We start from the raw sequence: 15,037 nt of genomic DNA, 5'->3' as shown, positions 1-15,037 counted from the left end.
GTAATGTCGATGGTGTGCAGCGACGAATCATGGGGATCGAAACCGAATTCGGGGTGACGTGCACCTTCCACGGTCACCGTCGGTTGAGTCCTGACGAGGTGGCCCGGTACTTGTTCCGCCGGGTGGTTTCCTGGGGCCGTAGTTCCAACGTGTTCCTCCGCAACGGCGCCCGGCTCTACCTCGATGTCGGTTCGCATCCGGAGTACGCGACGGCCGAGTGCGACAGCTTGGTGCAGCTGGTCACTCATGACCGCGCCGGTGAGCGGGTGCTGGAGGATCTGCTCATCGACGCCGAACAGCGTCTCGCCGAGGAAGGGATCGGCGGCGACATCTACCTGTTCAAGAACAACACCGACTCGGCGGGCAACTCCTACGGATGCCACGAGAACTTCCTGGTCGTGCGGGCCGGCGAGTTCTCCCGCATCTCGGACGTGCTGCTGCCGTTCCTGGTGACCCGCCAGCTCATCTGCGGCGCCGGCAAGGTGCTGCAGACGCCCAAGGCGGCCACCTTCTGCCTGTCGCAGCGGGCCGAGCACATCTGGGAGGGCGTCTCCTCGGCGACCACGCGGTCGCGGCCGATCATCAATACCCGCGATGAGCCGCACGCCGATGCCGAGAAGTACCGCCGCCTGCATGTGATCGTCGGCGATTCGAATATGGCCGAGCCGACCACCATGCTCAAGGTGGGCACCGCCTCGCTGGTGCTGGAGATGATCGAGGCGGGTGTCGCGTTCCGAGACTTCGCTCTGGACAACCCGATTCGCGCCATCCGTGAGGTCTCGCACGATCTCACCGGCCGGCGGCCGGTGCGGCTGGCCGGCGGGCGGCAGGCCAGTGCCCTCGACATCCAGCGCGAGTACTACGCCCGCGCCGTCGAGCACCTGCGCAACCGCGATCGCGATCCGCAGGTGGACGCGGTGGTGGATCTGTGGGGCCGCACCCTCGACGCGGTCGAGGCGCAGGATTTCGCCAAGGTGGACACCGAGATCGACTGGGTGATCAAGCGCAAGCTGTTCCAGCGCTATCAGGACCGCTACAGCATGGAGCTGTCCGATCCCAAGATCGCCCAGCTGGATCTGGCCTATCACGACATCAAGCGCGGCCGCGGCGTGTTCGACCTGCTGCAGCGCAAGGGTCTGGCCAAGCGGGTCACCGAGGACGAGGCGGTCGACGCCGCGGTCACCACGCCGCCGCAGACCACGCGCGCCAAGCTACGCGGTGATTTCATTACCGCCGCCCAGGAGGCGGGCCGCGACTTCACCGTCGACTGGGTGCACCTCAAGCTGAACGATCAGGCCCAGCGCACGGTGCTCTGCAAGGACCCGTTCCGCTCGGTCGACGAGCGGGTGGACCGGCTCATCGCCTCCATGTAGGAATCCCACCTCTCGGGGGGCTCTCGGGGGCTTCGCCCCCGAACCCCGGCGGAATTCTGGGGGCTCTGCCCCCAGACCCCCGAGGGGCGGGGGATTCCATTCCGCGCCCGGTTCCCGAGTGCGCGTTCGCGTTGTGCGACCCGCAACTGACCGGGTCGCACAACGTCTCGCCGTTGGGCGCATTACTCTCTAACGCGTGGCGATATCCAAGGTCGAGCGGTTGATGAATCTGGTTATCGCGCTGCTGTCCACCCGGCAATTCCTGACCGCGGAGCGGATCCGGGACTCTGTGGCCGGATACGAGGAGTCCGCGAGCGACGAGGCGTTCAGCCGCATGTTCGAGCGCGACAAGAACGAGCTGCGCGATCTGGGCATTCCATTGGAGATCGGACCGGTCAGCCGGTATTCCGGGGCCGAGGGGTATCGCATCAACCGGGATGCCTACGAGCTACCCGATATCGATCTGACCAGTGCCGAGGCCGCCGCGGTGGCGGTGGCCGTGCAGCTGTGGGAGTCGCCCGAACTCGCGGCGGCCGCGGAGGGCGGCCTGCTCAAGCTGCGCGCGGCGGGCATTCATGTGGAACCCGATGCGGGGGTGGCCTCGGTGCCGGCGGTGCCGGCGCGCACGCGCGGTTCGGAACCGGTGCTGGGCAAGCTGCTCGCCGCCATCGACGCGGGACGCGCCGTGAAGTTCGAACACCGCCAGTCGCACGGTGATCCGATCGAACGCGATGTGCAGCCCTGGGGTGTGGTCACCCATCACGGCCGCTGGTATCTGGTCGGCTACGACAATGCCCGCCAGGCCCAGCGCGTTTTCCGCATCTCCCGCATCGGCGAGAACATCACCGAGTACGGCCCGGCCAATGCCGTGCACAAACCCGAGGACGTGGACGTGCGCGCCCTGGTCGCGGAGGTCACCAGCCAGGCCCCGATCACCGGATCGGCGACGGTCTGGGTGGCCGAGGGCCGCGGTCAGGAGATCCGCCGGATGGGCGCGCTCCTGGAGGATCGCGCTCTCGGCGGCCGTGCCGGATCGGTCGTGGAGGTGCCGATCCGCTCGCGCGACTGGCTGGCCCGCCTCATTACCGGGCTGGGCGCGGACGCGCTGGTGCTCGCACCGGAAGATCTGCGCGACAACGTGATTGCCCGGCTCGAGTCGGTGCTGGAGCGGACGGAGGTGTCGGCGTCGTGAGCGAGCGCCAGCGAGTGAACCATCAACACGGCGTGCCGTCGCGCACGACGGAGCCGAGCGCCGGCGAGGTGGAGTCGTGAGTGACGGGGACGGGAACGGCGCGCGCCGCGGGACCGAGGCGCGCCGGACCGCGCAGACCGCCGGGGACGGCGCCCGCGTGTCGAGCGGCCTGCGCGAGCGCAAGGGCGGCGCGGCGACCGGCAGCCGGCTCTCGACACGGCTGTCGCGGCTGCTCAATATGGTGCCGTACTTCCAGGCCAATCCGGGCATCAGCGCCGCCGAGGCGGCCGCCGAACTGGGCGTGACCACCAAACAGCTGATGAGCGATCTGAACCAGCTGTGGATGTGCGGCCTGCCCGGCTACGGGCCCGGTGATCTCATCGACCTGTCCTTCTCCGAGGAGAGCATCGAGGTCACCTTCTCCGCCGGCATCGACCGCCCGCTGCGACTGACCTCGCTTGAGGCGACCGCGCTGCTGGTGGCGCTGCGCTCCATTGCCGACCTGCCCGGCATGGTCGATCCCAGCGCCGCGCATTCGGCCATCGCGAAGATCGAATCCGCCATCTCCGGAAGGAAATTCGAGGGCCCGGTCGCCCCGGCCCCGGTGGAGGCGCCGTCGGTGGCGACGGTCCGCTCGGCGCTGGCCAATGATCACGCGCTGTGCCTGGTCTACTACTCCGCCAGCCGCGACGAGGTCTCCGAGCGCGTGGTGGATCCGCTGCGCATCGTGCTGGTAGACAACAACAGCTACCTGCAGGCCTGGTGCCGCCAGGCCGAGGGCGTGCGGCTGTTCCGCCTGGACCGCATCGAGGCGGCCACCGAGCTCGACGAACCGGCCCGCCCGCCGGTGGACGTGGCCGCCGACGAGACCGCGGCCCTGGACCTGTTCGTCGACGATCCCGCGGTCCCGCTGGCGCGCTTGCTGATTCGCGCCGACTACGGCTGGGTGCTGGATCAGTACCCGATGCACAAGGTCACGGTGCATCCGGACGGCGGTATCGAGGCCACCATGCGCTTCGCCACCCTGGAATGGATGGCGCGCCTGCTGCTGGGCTTCGGCTCCGGCGTCACCGTGCTCGGCCCGCCCGAACTGGTGACCGCGGTCCGCGATCGTTCCAGCTCCGCGCTGGCCGCGTATGCGGCGCTGGCGCAGGACGGTTCGGCCGGGTACGCGACGGCCGGTTTCGAGGAGGTCGGTCCGGCTTGACCGTTCGTTCCACGGCGGCGCAGCGGGTGATGGTGCTCGGCGCCGGCAGTATCGGGGTGTACGTCGGGGGGAGCCTGGCGGCGGCGGGGGCGGAGGTCACCTTCGTCGGGCGGCCGCGCATGCTCGACGAGATCACGGCCGCGGGTCTGCGGCTCACCGATCTGGACGGACAGGATGTGCGGGTCGAGCCGGATGCGTTCCGGACGGCCACCTCCGTCGCCGAGGCGGGCGCGGCGGATCTGGTGCTCATCACCGTGAAATCCGGCGATACCGAGCGGGCCGCGCGCGAATTGTCCGGGCTGGTGCGGCCCGGCACCGTGGTGATCAGCCTGCAGAACGGCATCGGCAATGATGCGGTGATCCGCGAAATCCTGCCCGCCTGTGTGGTTCTGGGCGGCATGGTCATGTTCAATGTCGTGCACCACGACGGCGGCCGCTTCCACCGCGGCACCGCCGGGGGCATCGCCGTGGCGAGCGATCCGGTGCTCGAGCGTTTCGCGCCGCTGCTCGGGAAGTCCGGGCTGGATGTGAAGCAGTACCCGGACCTGTTGTCGGTGCAGTGGGCGAAGCTGCTGCTCAACCTGAACAACCCCATCAACGCCCTGTCCGGGCGGCCACTGCGCGAGGAGCTCGCCAACCGCGACTATCGCCGCTGCCTGGCGCTCATCCAGCGCGAGGCCCTCGATGCCATGACCCGCGCCCGCATCAGCCCGGCGCGGCTGACGGTGCTGCCGCCCGAGGTCATGGTGCGCCTGCTCACCGTCCCCGACGCGGTGTTCCGCCGGGTCGCGGGCAAGGTCCTGGCCATCGATCCGGTGGCCCGGTCCTCCATGGCCGACGATCTGGCGGCCGGGCGGAAGACCGAAATCGCTTGGCTGTGCGGGGAAATCGTGAGCCTGGGCGCCATGGTCGGAATGCCGACCCCGGTCAATGCGCGGCTGGTCGAGCTCATCGGCGCCGCCGAGAACGGGGACCGGCGCACCTGGTCGGGTCCGGAACTGCTGGCCGAGCTGCGGGCCGCCGCGGGAGCCGGTGGCTAGGCCCGGTTTTCGTGCCGCGCGGCCCGGGGCCCGCCCGGGTAACATCCGGGCAAATCCGCATGACCACCGGTAGAACGACGGTTGACAAATGGTTTGCCATATGCCGGTCGGGTAGCATCGAAGCACCACAGTATTGGAGGAAGTCGATGGGTTCACTCAGCGCGACGCACTGGATCATCATTGCGCTGCTGTTCCTGGTGCTGTTCGGGGCCAAGCGGCTTCCCGACGCCGCCCGGGGTCTCGGTCGTTCGCTGCGCATCTTCAAGAGCGAGATGAACGAGATGCACGCTGACGGTGACAAGTCCTCGTCGGCGCAGGCCTCGGCCCCCGCCGCGGAGCTGCCGGCCGCGCAGCCCGCCGCCACCCCGGTGGAGCAGGTCAAGGCGGAGACGAACAAGGCTGATCTGAACAAGGCGTAAGCGCCGTTCCTACCCCGGGATGAGGCACTCGTCCCGGGGCGAGTCTTGTCCAGGTCCGGCGCCAGGCGATCAGCGAGGCAGACACATTCATGCGCATCCCGTTCGACCCCCGGCGCAGCCGGCGTAGAACGAATCCCGACGGCACCATGTCGTTGGTCGAGCACCTGCACGAGTTGCGGTCCCGGCTGCTGAAGGCGATTTTCGCGGTCGCGCTGACCACGGTGCTCGGATTCTTCTGGTACTCGCATTCGTTCCTGGGCATCGAGAGCCTCGGCGATATCCTGCGCGGCCCGTATTGCTCGCTGCCGCCGGAGTCGCGCGCCGCCATTACCGCCGACGGCGAATGCCGTCTGCTGGCGACGGCCCCGTTCGAGCAGTTCATGCTGCGCTTGAAGGTCGCCATCACCGCCGGTGTGGTGCTGGCCTGCCCGGCGTGGCTGTATCAGCTGTGGGCGTTCATCACCCCCGGCCTGTACGCCAAGGAGCGCAAGTACGCGATCTCCTTCGTCGCCTCGGGCGCCACGCTGTTCGCGGCGGGCGCGGTGCTGGCGTACTGGGTGGTCGCGCACGCTCTCAGCTTCCTCATGACCATCGGCAATGACGTGCAGGTCACGGCGCTGAGCGGTTCGGAATACTTCACCTTCATCATTCAGCTGCTGATCATCTTCGGCGTCAGCTTCGAGACGCCGCTGCTCATCGTGGGCCTGAATCTGGTCGGCGTGCTGTCCTACGAGAAGCTGGTGAAGTGGCGGCGCGGGCTGATCTTCGGCCTGTTCGTCTTCGCCGCCATCGTCACCCCGCAGGATCCGTTCTCCATGCTGGCGCTGGCGCTCGCGCTGACGGTGTTGTTCGAGCTCGCGGTGCAGATCGCCCGCCTCAATGACAAGCGACGCGCCCGCAAAGCCGAGAACTGGGCCAACCTCTCCGATGAGGAAGCCTCGCCGCTGGGCGAGGGGCCCGGCCGCATCGACCGCGCCACGCCGGTCGACGCGCCGGAACCGGTGGTTGCCTCGCCGTCCGAAAAAACAACGAGAAGCGTGTCGGATTACTCCGATACGCTCTGACGGTGACGTCTCGGTCGCTTACTGGCGAACTGGCGGCATTCGCCGCCGAAATGACATTCGAGCTGGATCCGTTCCAGCGGCAGTCGTGTGAAGCTCTCGAAGGCGGGCACAGTGTGCTCGTCTGCGCGCCCACCGGCGCGGGTAAAACCGTGGTGGGCGAATTCGCGGTGCACCTGGCGCTGGCCTCGGGCGGCAAATGCTTCTATACCACGCCCATCAAGGCGTTGTCGAACCAGAAGTTCGCCGATCTCACCGCGCGCTACGGCCGCGAGACGGTCGGCCTGCTGACCGGCGATCAGTCCATCAATCCCGATGCCGCCGTGGTGGTCATGACCACCGAGGTGCTGCGGAATATGCTCTACGCGGGTTCGGATGCGCTGCACGGGCTTTCGTACGTGGTCATGGACGAGGTGCACTACCTGGCCGACCGGTTCCGCGGCGCGGTGTGGGAAGAGGTCATCCTGCACCTGCCGCCGGAGGTGCGCCTGGTCAGCCTGTCGGCCACGGTCAGCAATGCCGAGGAGTTCGGCGCCTGGATGGAGACGGTGCGCGGCGATACCGCCGTCATCGTGGACGAGACCCGGCCGGTGCCGCTGTGGCAGCACGTGATGGTGGGCAAGCGGCTGTTCGACCTGTTCGATCCCAAGTCCAGCGATGCCAAGGTGGTGGTGGATCAGGAACTGGTGCGCTACATCAAGCACCGGGAAGCCGTTGACCGGATGGACAATTGGGGTGTGCCCGGGCGGCGCGGCGGCAGCGGGCCGCGGCGTTCGTTCCGGCCCATGCCGCGCCCGGAGGTGATCGCCCGGCTCGATCAGGAAGGGCTGCTGCCCGCCATCACCTTCATCTTCTCGCGCGCGGGATGCGATGGGGCCCTTGCCCAGTGCGTGCGCTCGCGGCTGGATCTCTCGCGCGAGGAGGACAGCGCGGAGATCGACGCGATCATCGAGAAGCACACCGGGGATCTGCCCCGCAGCGATCTCGAGGTACTCGGCTACTGGGAGTGGCGCGAGGCGCTGCACCGCGGCTTCGCCGCCCACCACGCCGGGATGCTGCCCGCCTTCCGGCACACCGTCGAGGAACTGTTCGTGCGCGGTCTGGTGCGCGCGGTATTCGCCACCGAGACACTGGCATTGGGCATCAATATGCCCGCCCGCACCGTGGTGCTGGAGCGCCTGGTCAAGTTCAATGGCGAGAGTCACGCCGAGCTGACGCCGGGGGAGTACACCCAGCTCACCGGGCGCGCGGGCCGGCGCGGCATCGATGTCGAGGGTCACGCGGTGGTCATGTGGCAGCCCGAGGTCGACACCAGCGCGGTGGCCGGTCTGGCGTCCACCCGCACCTATCCGCTGCGCAGTTCCTTCCGGCCCGGATACAACATGTCCATCAACCTCATCGACCGGATGGGCGCGGTGGAGTCGCGGGCGCTGCTGGAACGCTCCTTCGCCCAGTTCCAGGCCGATCGGTCGGTCGTGGGCCTGGTGCGCGGCATCGAACGCAATGACGCGCAACTGCGCAAGCTGCGCACCCAGCTCAGCGAGGACTTCCTGGAGTACTTCGAACTGCGCGAACGCATTCGGGAACGGGAACGGCATCTGGAACGCCAGGGCCGCTCCGATCGCCGCCAGGCCGCCGTCGCCGCCCTGGGCGCGCTGCGCCGCGGGGATGTGGTGGCGATTCCGTCCGGCCGCCGCCAGGGACTCGCGGTGATTCTGGAACCCGATCAGACACCGGGGGATCCGCGTCCGCTGGTGCTCACCGAGGACAAATGGGCGGGCCGCATCTCCGCCGCCGATTTCCCGACGCCCGCGGAATCGCTGGGACGGCTGCGCCTGCCGCGGCACGTGGATCACCGCACCGCGCGGGTGCGCCGCGATCTGGCCTCCGCGCTGCGCAGCACCGGCATCGTCGCGCCCGGTCGCGGGCGGCGCGGGTCCAAGTCCAAGGCCGCCGACGATCGCGAATTGCAGACGCTGCGCCGCGCCCTGCGCAACCATCCGGCGCATACCCGCCCGGATCGGGAACAGCTGGCGCGCATCGGCGAACGCTACAACCGCATCGCCCGCGAGACCGAGTCCATGCGCCAGCAGGTCGCGGCCACCACGAACTCCCTGGCCCGCACCTTCGACCGCATTCTCGCGCTGCTGGCCGAGCGCGGCTATGTGGACGGCGGCGAGGTGACCGCCGACGGGCGGCGGCTGGCCCGCATCTACGCCGAGGCCGATCTGGTCGTGGCCGAGAGCCTGCGCCAGGGCCTGTGGCGCGGGCTCGGTCCCGCCGAGCTGGCGGCCGTGGTGTCCATCCTGGTGTACGAATCGCGCCAGGAGGGCGGCTATCTCGGGGCTTCCGGACCGACCGCCCCGATTCGCCGGGCGGTGGATTCCACCATCGGCGTCTGGTCGCAATTGCGCGCCGACGAATCCCGGCACCGGCTCCAGCCCACCCGCGAACCCGACCTGGGCTTCGTCACCGGCGTCTACACCTGGGCCCGCGGCGATGATCTGGCCGATGCCCTGCTGGCCAGCGGCGATCGCGGAAACCCGCTGTCGGCGGGCGATTTCGTGCGCTGGTGCCGCCAGGTCATCGACCTGCTCGACCAGATCCACGGCACCGCCGACGATGTGGAGGTGGCGGCCACCGCGGCCAAGGCGGTGCGGGCCATCCGGCGGGGTGTCGTCGCGGTGGACGCCGCGTAGCTGATGGGACTGTGATTTGATTGGTTGAGACGTACCGACCGCGGTGGGTTCACGAGCGTGTTCCCGCTCGGGGGGCTAGCGTGCGTACATCGGATTGCGAGTGGAGGCAAGCAAATGAGCGGCCCGTACGGACCGAACGACGCCCCAGGCACTGGGGAGGGACGCAACGATCCGACGCAGCAGTGGGGGAGCGGTCAGCAGCCCGCGCCCGGCGGCGCCGGACCGACGCAGCAGTGGGGTGGGCAGCAGCCGGCGCAGCCGACCACGCATTGGGGTGATCAGCAGCCGCCGCAGCAGCCTCCGGCCCAGCCGTGGGGGCAGAGCCAGCCGCAGCAGCCGCAACAGCAGTGGGGCGGCAGCCAGCCGCAGTGGCCGCAGCAGCCGCAGCCGGGCCAGCCCGGTCAGCCGGACTGGAGCCAGCAGCAGCCGCAGCCCGGTCAGCAGTGGGGCGGCAGTCAGCCGCAGTGGCCCCAGCAGCCCGGCCCGCAGGACTGGAACCAGCAGCAGATGCCCGGCCAGCAGCAGTGGCCGCCGCAGCAGCCGCCGAACAAGAAGACCGGCCTCTACATCGGCCTGGCCGCCGCCGCGGTCCTCATCGTGGCCGCGATCGTCGGCGGTGTGCTGGCGCTGACCGCCAAGGACCAGCTGGACAACAAGGCCGTCGCCACCGGCGTGCAGAAGGTGCTCAAGGACTCCTACGGTATCGAGGACGTCCAGGACGTGAGCTGCCCGTCCGGCCAGAAGGTCGAGGTGGACAAGACCTTCGAGTGCTCCCTCAAGGTCGGCGGTGAGTCCAAGAAGGTGACCATCAAGATCACCAAGGACGACGGCACCTACGAAGTCGGCCGCCCCAGCTAGGCGCGGACAACGAACCGCGGGGCCCGGCGATGATCGCGCGATCGTCGCCGGGCCCTTCTTCATTAGGTCGCCTAAAGGTCTCGTGGCAGGGGAGTAGAGTGGCCGTAAATCCGAAGTCGATCTAGTTGGGGGGTGGCGATGAACATCGCTGCGCGCACAACAGGTTGGAGCGTGACCGCTGCCGCGGCGCTGGCCGCCGCCTTCGCTCCCGCGGTCGCCCACGCCGGGGCCGAGCCGGTGGTCAACGATTGCACGACGTATCCGAGCCAGTCCGTGGTGCGGCCGGTGAATCTCTTGCTGGCCTGCGGGGATGGCGGGCTGTGGGTCAAGGACATCACCTGGGCCACGTGGGGTCCCGAGAGGGCCGAGGGTGAGGGAACGCAGTATCGCCGGATCTGCGTGCCCAATTGCGCCGGTGGCAGTGTGAGCACCGCGCCGACGCACATCACGCTGCGGAATCCGGTGGACGAGCGGTTCACTCAGGCCGAGATTTCGGACTTGGACGGGAAGCCCGAAACCTGGCCCATGTGAGCGGGCTTCGGCTCAGCGCTTGGCCATGGCGGTGATGAGGCGCTTGACCGGGCTCTCGGCGTTGTAGGACGCGGCGAGCGCGGTCAGGCGGTCCGGATCGGCGGGGGTGGTGGGGAGCAGGTCCGGGCCGGACAGCTCGACATCGGCATCGCACACCACGCGGACCACCGGGGCCGCGGCCTTCAAATAATCGTCCGCCGCAGCGAGTTTGGCGCGGACGCCCTTGGCCAGATCGGAGTCCGGGTCGGCGGCGGCCGCGCGCAGGGCCTCCACGGAGCCGAATTTGGAGATGAGCTGGGCGGCGGACTTATCGCCGATGCCCGCGACGCCCGGCAGGCCGTCGGAGGCGTCGCCGCGCAGCGCGGCCATATCGGCGTAGGCGGGTCCCGCGATCGCTTGCGGCACACCGTATTTCGCGGAGACCTCGGCGGGACCCCAGAGTTCGGCCTTGGCCAGGCCGCGGCCGACGTAGAAGACGCGCACCGGCGGGGCGGGGGTGTCGCGGACGAGTTGGAGCAGGTCGCGGTCGCCGCTGACGACGATGACCTCGCTGTCGCGCTCGCGGGTGGCGAGGGTGCCGAGCACATCGTCGGCCTCCAGGCCCTCGGCGCCGGCGGTGGCGATGCCGGCGGCCTCGAGGATCTCCATGATCATGTCGACCTGCGGGGTGAGGGTGTCGGGCACTTCTTCGGCCTCGACGCCGTCCACGACGGGCTGGTCTTCGGCGACGCGATGCGCCTTGTAGGACGGAATGAGGTCCACGCGGAACTGTGGGCGCCAATCCAGATCCAGGCAGACCACGAGGCGGCTGGGGGCGTGCTGTTTGATCAGTGCGGCGACCATATCGGTGAAACCGCGCAGGGCGTTCACCGGTCGCCCGTCGGGGGCGGTGATCTTCTCCGGGATGGCGTAGAACGCGCGGAACCAGAGGCTGGCTCCGTCGAGCAACAGCAGCGGGCCGGCGGCGGGGGTGCTCATGCTGTGTGACGCTACCGGGCCACGCGGCGAATGGTAGCTTCGGAGAACATGAGCTCTCATGACGAGTCACGGTTCGCGGCGGCGATCTACGGGGCACGGCTGGAGCGCGCGGCGGAACTCGCGCGCCAGGCCCACCTCGACGCCCTGCTCATTACTCCCGGTCCCGACCTGGTATTTCTGCTCGGATCCCGGGCGCAATCCTTCGAACGACTGACCTGCCTGGTGATTCCGGCCAGCGGCGAGACGCCGTCGGTGGTCATCCCCAAGATGGAACTGGCGGCGCTGAAGGATTCCGCGGCCGGTGAACTGGGTCTGCAGATCGTGGACTGGGTGGACGGCGTGGACCCGTACCGGATCGTCAAGGGCATCCTCAATGCCGGCGCGCGCACCGCGGTCGACGACCATATGCCCGCGCTGCACCTGCTGCCCATCGCCGATCAGCTGGGGACGGTGCCGGTCTCGGCCACCCCGGTGCTGCGGCAGCTGCGAATGACCAAGGACCCCAGCGAGATCGACGCGCTGCGGCGCGCGGGCGCGGCCATCGACCGGGTGCACGCCCGCATGGGCGAGTTCCTGCGCCCGGGCCGCACCGAGGCCGAGGTGGCCGCGGATATCACCGCCGCCATTGTCGAAGAGGGCCACACCGCAGCCGCTTTCGTCATCGTCGGCAGCGGCCCGCACGGCGCGGACCCGCATCACGAGGTCTCCCAGCGGGTCATCGAGGCCGGTGACGTGGTGGTCATCGATATCGGCGGTCCGGTGCAGCCCGGATACTTCTCCGATTCCACCCGCACCTATGTGCTGGGCGAGCCGAGCGAGGAAGTGGCGGCGCGGTTCGCCGAGCTCGAGCGCGCCCAGGCGGCCGCGGTGGCGGCGGTCGAGCCGGGCGTCACCGCGGAATCCATCGACGCCGCCGCCCGCGATGTGCTGAAAGCCGCCGGTCTCGGCGACTACTTCGTGCACCGCACCGGCCACGGCATCGGCATCTCGGTGCACGAGGAGCCCTATATCGTCGGCGGCAACGACCTGGTGCTGGAGCCGGGCATGGCCTTCAGCATCGAGCCGGGCATCTACTTCCCCGGCGAGTGGGGTGCGCGCATCGAGGACATCGTCGTGGTCACCGAGGACGGCTGCGAATCGATGAACAACCGGCCGCACGGGCTGACCCGGCTCTGAGCCGCCCTAGGCTTTGAAGGCGCTGCTGGACAGCACCCGGTCGACCCGGATCGCGATCACCACGCGGTTCGGGTTCTCCCGGGGCTGCCGGTAGCGGCCGGAATACCGCTCGACCGCCTCGGCGACCGATTCCGGATCGTCGAGGACGGTGGCAGGACCCTCGAGGGTGATCCAGCGCGCGCCGTCGACCTGGCTGACCGCGGCATAGCCGGAGCGGCGCACATTGCGCACCTTCACCGACCCGCCGTCGGCGATGACGCGGACCAGCCCGCTCCCGCCGTCCCAGGTGAATCCGACCGCGACCACATGCGGTGTGCCGTTCGCCCGCAGCGTGCTCAGGGTGGCGAGATGGCGCTCGGCGACGAATCCGGCGGCGGCGGGCGTGAGCTCGGTGCGCGGCGCGTCCTCGAGCGCGGGCACGGTGGTGCTGGTCATGGTGATGACGCTAGCAAGGTCGATGGCAGACTATCGGCCATGGCATTCGGATCTCGGGACGTCGACGCGGGCGTCATCCTGCTACTGGGCGGACGCAGCGAAATCGGATTCGAGGTGGCGCGACGCCTCGCGCCCGGGCGTGTCGTAGTGCTGGCCGCACGACGCAGCGGCGACCTGAGCGAACAGCGGGCCGCCCTCGAGGCCGCCGGGGCGAGTGCGGTGCACTGCGTGGAGTTCGACGCCGATGATCTGCCCGGCCATCAGCCGCTGCTCGAGAAGGTGGCCGCCGAGCACGGCCCGATCGGCGTCACGGTGCTGGCCTTCGGCATCCTCGGCGATCAGGCCCGGGCCGAACGCGATCCCGCCCACGCCGTCGCCGTGGTGAACACCGACTACGTGGCCCAGGTGAACGTCCTCACCAGCCTCGCGAATCTGCTGCGCGCCCAGGGCTCCGGCCAGATCGTCGTCTTCAGCTCGATCGCCGGGGTGCGCGTGCGCCGCGCCAACTACGTCTACGGTTCGGCCAAGGCAGGACTCGACGGATTCGCCGGCGGACTCCAGGATGCCTTGCACGGCACCGGCGTTCACCTGCTGCTGATCCGCTCCGGCTTCGTCATCGGCCGCATGACCGAGGGCATGGATCCGGCCCCGCTGTCCAGCACGCCCGATCAGGTGGCCGACGCGGTGGTCGCCGGATTGCGCCGCCGCGCCGCGAATGTCGCGGTGCCCGGCGCGCTGCGCCTGATGTTCTTCGCCATGCGTTTTGTCCCGCAATCGATCTGGCGGCGGATGCCGCGATGACGGGCCCTGCCGTGGCATGGGATCCGGACCGGCCCCTCGTTGTGGCCGGGATCGGCGCCGACGGCTGGGACGGGCTCGGCGGGCAGGCCCGGCGTGCCATCGCGGCGGCCGAGGTGCTCATGGGGTCGGCCCGGCAACTGGCGCTGGTCTCGGACTCCGAGAGTGACGCGGAGCGGGTGACCTGGCCGTCACCGCTGGTGCCGGCGCTGCCCGGGCTGCTGGAACGCTATGCGGGACGGCGGGTGTGCGTGCTGGCCAGCGGCGATCCCATGTTCTTCGGAATCGGCGTGACGCTCGCGAAACTGGTTGGGGCGCAGGCCTTGCGAGTGCTGCCCCAGCCGTCCTCGGCCGCTCTGGCCTGCGCCCGGCTGGGCTGGGCGCTGGCCGGGACGCCCGTCGTGAGCGCCGTGGGCCGCAGGTTGGAGACGGTGCTGCCGGAGCTGGCCGACGGTCGCCGGATTCTCGTTCTCAGCGCCGACGAGCGCACTCCCGCGCAGCTCGCGGAACTACTGGCACGCAATGGATTCGGCGGTTCCACCCTGATCGTCCTGGAACAGCTCGGCGGCCCGCTGGAACGCCTCACGAGCGGCGTAGCCGGGGAATGGCAACTGCCACTAGGCAATCCGCTGAACATCGTCGCCGTCGAAGCCGTCGCGGACCCCGATGCCCCCCGTCTGACCCGCCTCCCCGGCCTGCCCGACGCGGCCTACGGCGGCGACGGCCAGCTCACCAAATCCGAGATCCGCACCCTCACCGTCGCCGCCCTCGCCCCCGCACCCGGCGAACTGCTCTGGGACGTCGGCGGCGGCTCGGGCACCATCGCCATCGAATGGTGCCGCACCGACACTACCTGCCGCGCAGTCACTTTCGAACGCCTCGACACCCGCCGCGCCCAGATCGCGGCCAACGCCTCGGCCCTGGGCGTCCCCCAGGTGCAGGTATTCGGCACGGCCCCCGCCGCCTTCGCGGACCTGCCGTCCCCCGACGCCGTTTTCCTCGGCGGCGGCCTCACCCAGGACGGCATGTTCGACGCCTGCTGGCAGCGCCTGCGCCCCGGCGGCCGCCTGGTCGCGAACGCCGTCACCGCCGAATCCGAAGCGCTGCTCACCACCCTCGCCGCCACCCACGGCGGCACCCTGCGCCGCTACCAGATCTACCGCGCCGAACCCCTCGGCGGATTCACCTCGTGGCGACCGCAACTCCCGGTCACCCAATGGGTGACTCGCAAATAGGCGCCGGAGTGCTCCCCGGCCGCGGCGGACCGCCG

14 protein-coding genes are annotated in these 15,037 nt (G+C 69.6%); 12 read left to right on the top strand and 2 right to left on the bottom strand.

Annotated elements, in window-relative coordinates; translation table 11 throughout:
* The first annotated feature begins 14 nt into the window (after nt 1–14).
* From pafA to ACYQ5L_RS21930, 9 genes are all read left to right on the top strand, one after another.
* On the top strand, nt 15–1,373 hold the full coding sequence (gene pafA, locus ACYQ5L_RS21970; protein ID WP_218021039.1) for a Pup--protein ligase: 1,359 nt from the start codon (nt 15–17) through the stop codon (nt 1,371–1,373).
* A gap of 196 nt (nt 1,374–1,569) precedes the next feature.
* Nucleotides 1,570–2,565, top strand: a complete 996-nt coding sequence (locus ACYQ5L_RS21965) for a helix-turn-helix transcriptional regulator (protein ID WP_459959749.1) — start codon at nt 1,570–1,572, stop codon at nt 2,563–2,565.
* 169 nt (nt 2,566–2,734) lie between these two features.
* On the top strand, nt 2,735–3,772 hold the full coding sequence (locus ACYQ5L_RS21960; RefSeq protein ID WP_459963500.1) for a helix-turn-helix transcriptional regulator: 1,038 nt from the start codon (nt 2,735–2,737) through the stop codon (nt 3,770–3,772).
* A gap of 29 nt (nt 3,773–3,801) precedes the next feature.
* Nucleotides 3,802–4,812, top strand: coding sequence for a 2-dehydropantoate 2-reductase (locus tag ACYQ5L_RS21955; RefSeq protein ID WP_459963499.1), 1,011 nt, complete (start codon nt 3,802–3,804; stop codon nt 4,810–4,812).
* A gap of 146 nt (nt 4,813–4,958) precedes the next feature.
* Nucleotides 4,959–5,231, top strand: a complete 273-nt coding sequence (gene tatA / locus ACYQ5L_RS21950) for a Sec-independent protein translocase subunit TatA (RefSeq protein WP_379203580.1) — start codon at nt 4,959–4,961, stop codon at nt 5,229–5,231.
* Nucleotides 5,232–5,320: 89 nt separating this feature from the next.
* Nucleotides 5,321–6,295, top strand: coding sequence for a twin-arginine translocase subunit TatC (gene tatC, locus ACYQ5L_RS21945; protein WP_459959746.1), 975 nt, complete (start codon nt 5,321–5,323; stop codon nt 6,293–6,295).
* 2 nt (nt 6,296–6,297) lie between these two features.
* Nucleotides 6,298–8,991: a DEAD/DEAH box helicase gene (locus ACYQ5L_RS21940; RefSeq protein WP_459959744.1), complete on the top strand. Its 2,694-nt coding sequence runs from the start codon at nt 6,298–6,300 to the stop codon at nt 8,989–8,991.
* Between the two features lie 114 nt (nt 8,992–9,105).
* On the top strand, nt 9,106–9,849 hold the full coding sequence (locus ACYQ5L_RS21935; protein WP_459959742.1) for a DUF4333 domain-containing protein: 744 nt from the start codon (nt 9,106–9,108) through the stop codon (nt 9,847–9,849).
* A 171-nt stretch (nt 9,850–10,020) separates the two neighbouring features.
* On the top strand, nt 10,021–10,380 hold the full coding sequence (locus tag ACYQ5L_RS21930; RefSeq protein WP_459959740.1) for a hypothetical protein: 360 nt from the start codon (nt 10,021–10,023) through the stop codon (nt 10,378–10,380).
* A 12-nt stretch (nt 10,381–10,392) separates the two neighbouring features.
* On the opposite strand, the gene ACYQ5L_RS21925 is transcribed toward ACYQ5L_RS21930, so the two are convergent.
* The gene (locus tag ACYQ5L_RS21925; protein ID WP_459959738.1) at nt 10,393–11,358 is read right to left on the bottom strand and encodes a 5'-3' exonuclease; all 966 of its coding nucleotides are present in this window, start codon (nt 11,356–11,358) and stop codon (nt 10,393–10,395) included.
* 48 nt (nt 11,359–11,406) lie between these two features.
* Between ACYQ5L_RS21925 and ACYQ5L_RS21920 the strand changes: the two genes are divergently transcribed.
* The gene (locus ACYQ5L_RS21920) at nt 11,407–12,534 is read left to right on the top strand and encodes a M24 family metallopeptidase (RefSeq protein ID WP_459959736.1); all 1,128 of its coding nucleotides are present in this window, start codon (nt 11,407–11,409) and stop codon (nt 12,532–12,534) included.
* Between the two features lie 6 nt (nt 12,535–12,540).
* Here the strand turns inward: ACYQ5L_RS21920 and ACYQ5L_RS21915 are convergent, their stop codons facing one another.
* Complete coding sequence (locus tag ACYQ5L_RS21915; RefSeq protein WP_459959734.1) at nt 12,541–12,969, bottom strand: PPOX class F420-dependent oxidoreductase; 429 nt, start codon at nt 12,967–12,969, stop codon at nt 12,541–12,543.
* A gap of 39 nt (nt 12,970–13,008) precedes the next feature.
* Here ACYQ5L_RS21915 and ACYQ5L_RS21910 point away from each other — a divergent pair, with 39 nt between their 5' ends.
* Together ACYQ5L_RS21910 and cbiE are read left to right on the top strand one after the other, a co-directional pair.
* Entirely contained in the window at nt 13,009–13,770 is a 762-nt protein-coding gene (locus ACYQ5L_RS21910) for a decaprenylphospho-beta-D-erythro-pentofuranosid-2-ulose 2-reductase (RefSeq protein WP_459959732.1), read from the top strand.
* Nucleotides 13,767–15,002 (top strand): precorrin-6y C5,15-methyltransferase (decarboxylating) subunit CbiE, encoded by a 1,236-nt coding sequence (cbiE, locus tag ACYQ5L_RS21905; protein ID WP_459959730.1) that lies wholly within the window; start codon nt 13,767–13,769, stop codon nt 15,000–15,002. Before ACYQ5L_RS21910 ends, cbiE begins: the two co-directional genes overlap by 4 nt.
* Nucleotides 15,003–15,037: the final 35 nt, after the last annotated feature.

This window comes from Nocardia sp. IFM 10818, from assembly GCF_054655275.1.
This window is presented reverse-complemented; position numbering and strand designations above follow the sequence as displayed.

What these genes read in the sequence shown, in the direction of transcription:
- ACYQ5L_RS21955 (WP_459963499.1), top strand. Translation starts at nt 3,802, where the DNA reads ATGGTGCTCGGCGCCGGCAGTATCGGGGTGTACGTCGGGGGGAGCCTG.
- tatA (WP_379203580.1), top strand. Translation starts at nt 4,959, where the DNA reads ATGGGTTCACTCAGCGCGACGCACTGGATCATCATTGCGCTGCTGTTC.
- tatC (WP_459959746.1), top strand. Translation starts at nt 5,321, where the DNA reads ATGCGCATCCCGTTCGACCCCCGGCGCAGCCGGCGTAGAACGAATCCC.
- ACYQ5L_RS21935 (WP_459959742.1), top strand. Translation starts at nt 9,106, where the DNA reads ATGAGCGGCCCGTACGGACCGAACGACGCCCCAGGCACTGGGGAGGGA.
- ACYQ5L_RS21925 (WP_459959738.1), bottom strand. Translation starts at nt 11,358, where the DNA reads ATGAGCACCCCCGCCGCCGGCCCGCTGCTGTTGCTCGACGGAGCCAGC.
- ACYQ5L_RS21920 (WP_459959736.1), top strand. Translation starts at nt 11,407, where the DNA reads ATGAGCTCTCATGACGAGTCACGGTTCGCGGCGGCGATCTACGGGGCA.
- ACYQ5L_RS21915 (WP_459959734.1), bottom strand. Translation starts at nt 12,969, where the DNA reads ATGACCAGCACCACCGTGCCCGCGCTCGAGGACGCGCCGCGCACCGAG.
- ACYQ5L_RS21910 (WP_459959732.1), top strand. Translation starts at nt 13,009, where the DNA reads ATGGCATTCGGATCTCGGGACGTCGACGCGGGCGTCATCCTGCTACTG.
- cbiE (WP_459959730.1), top strand. Translation starts at nt 13,767, where the DNA reads ATGACGGGCCCTGCCGTGGCATGGGATCCGGACCGGCCCCTCGTTGTG.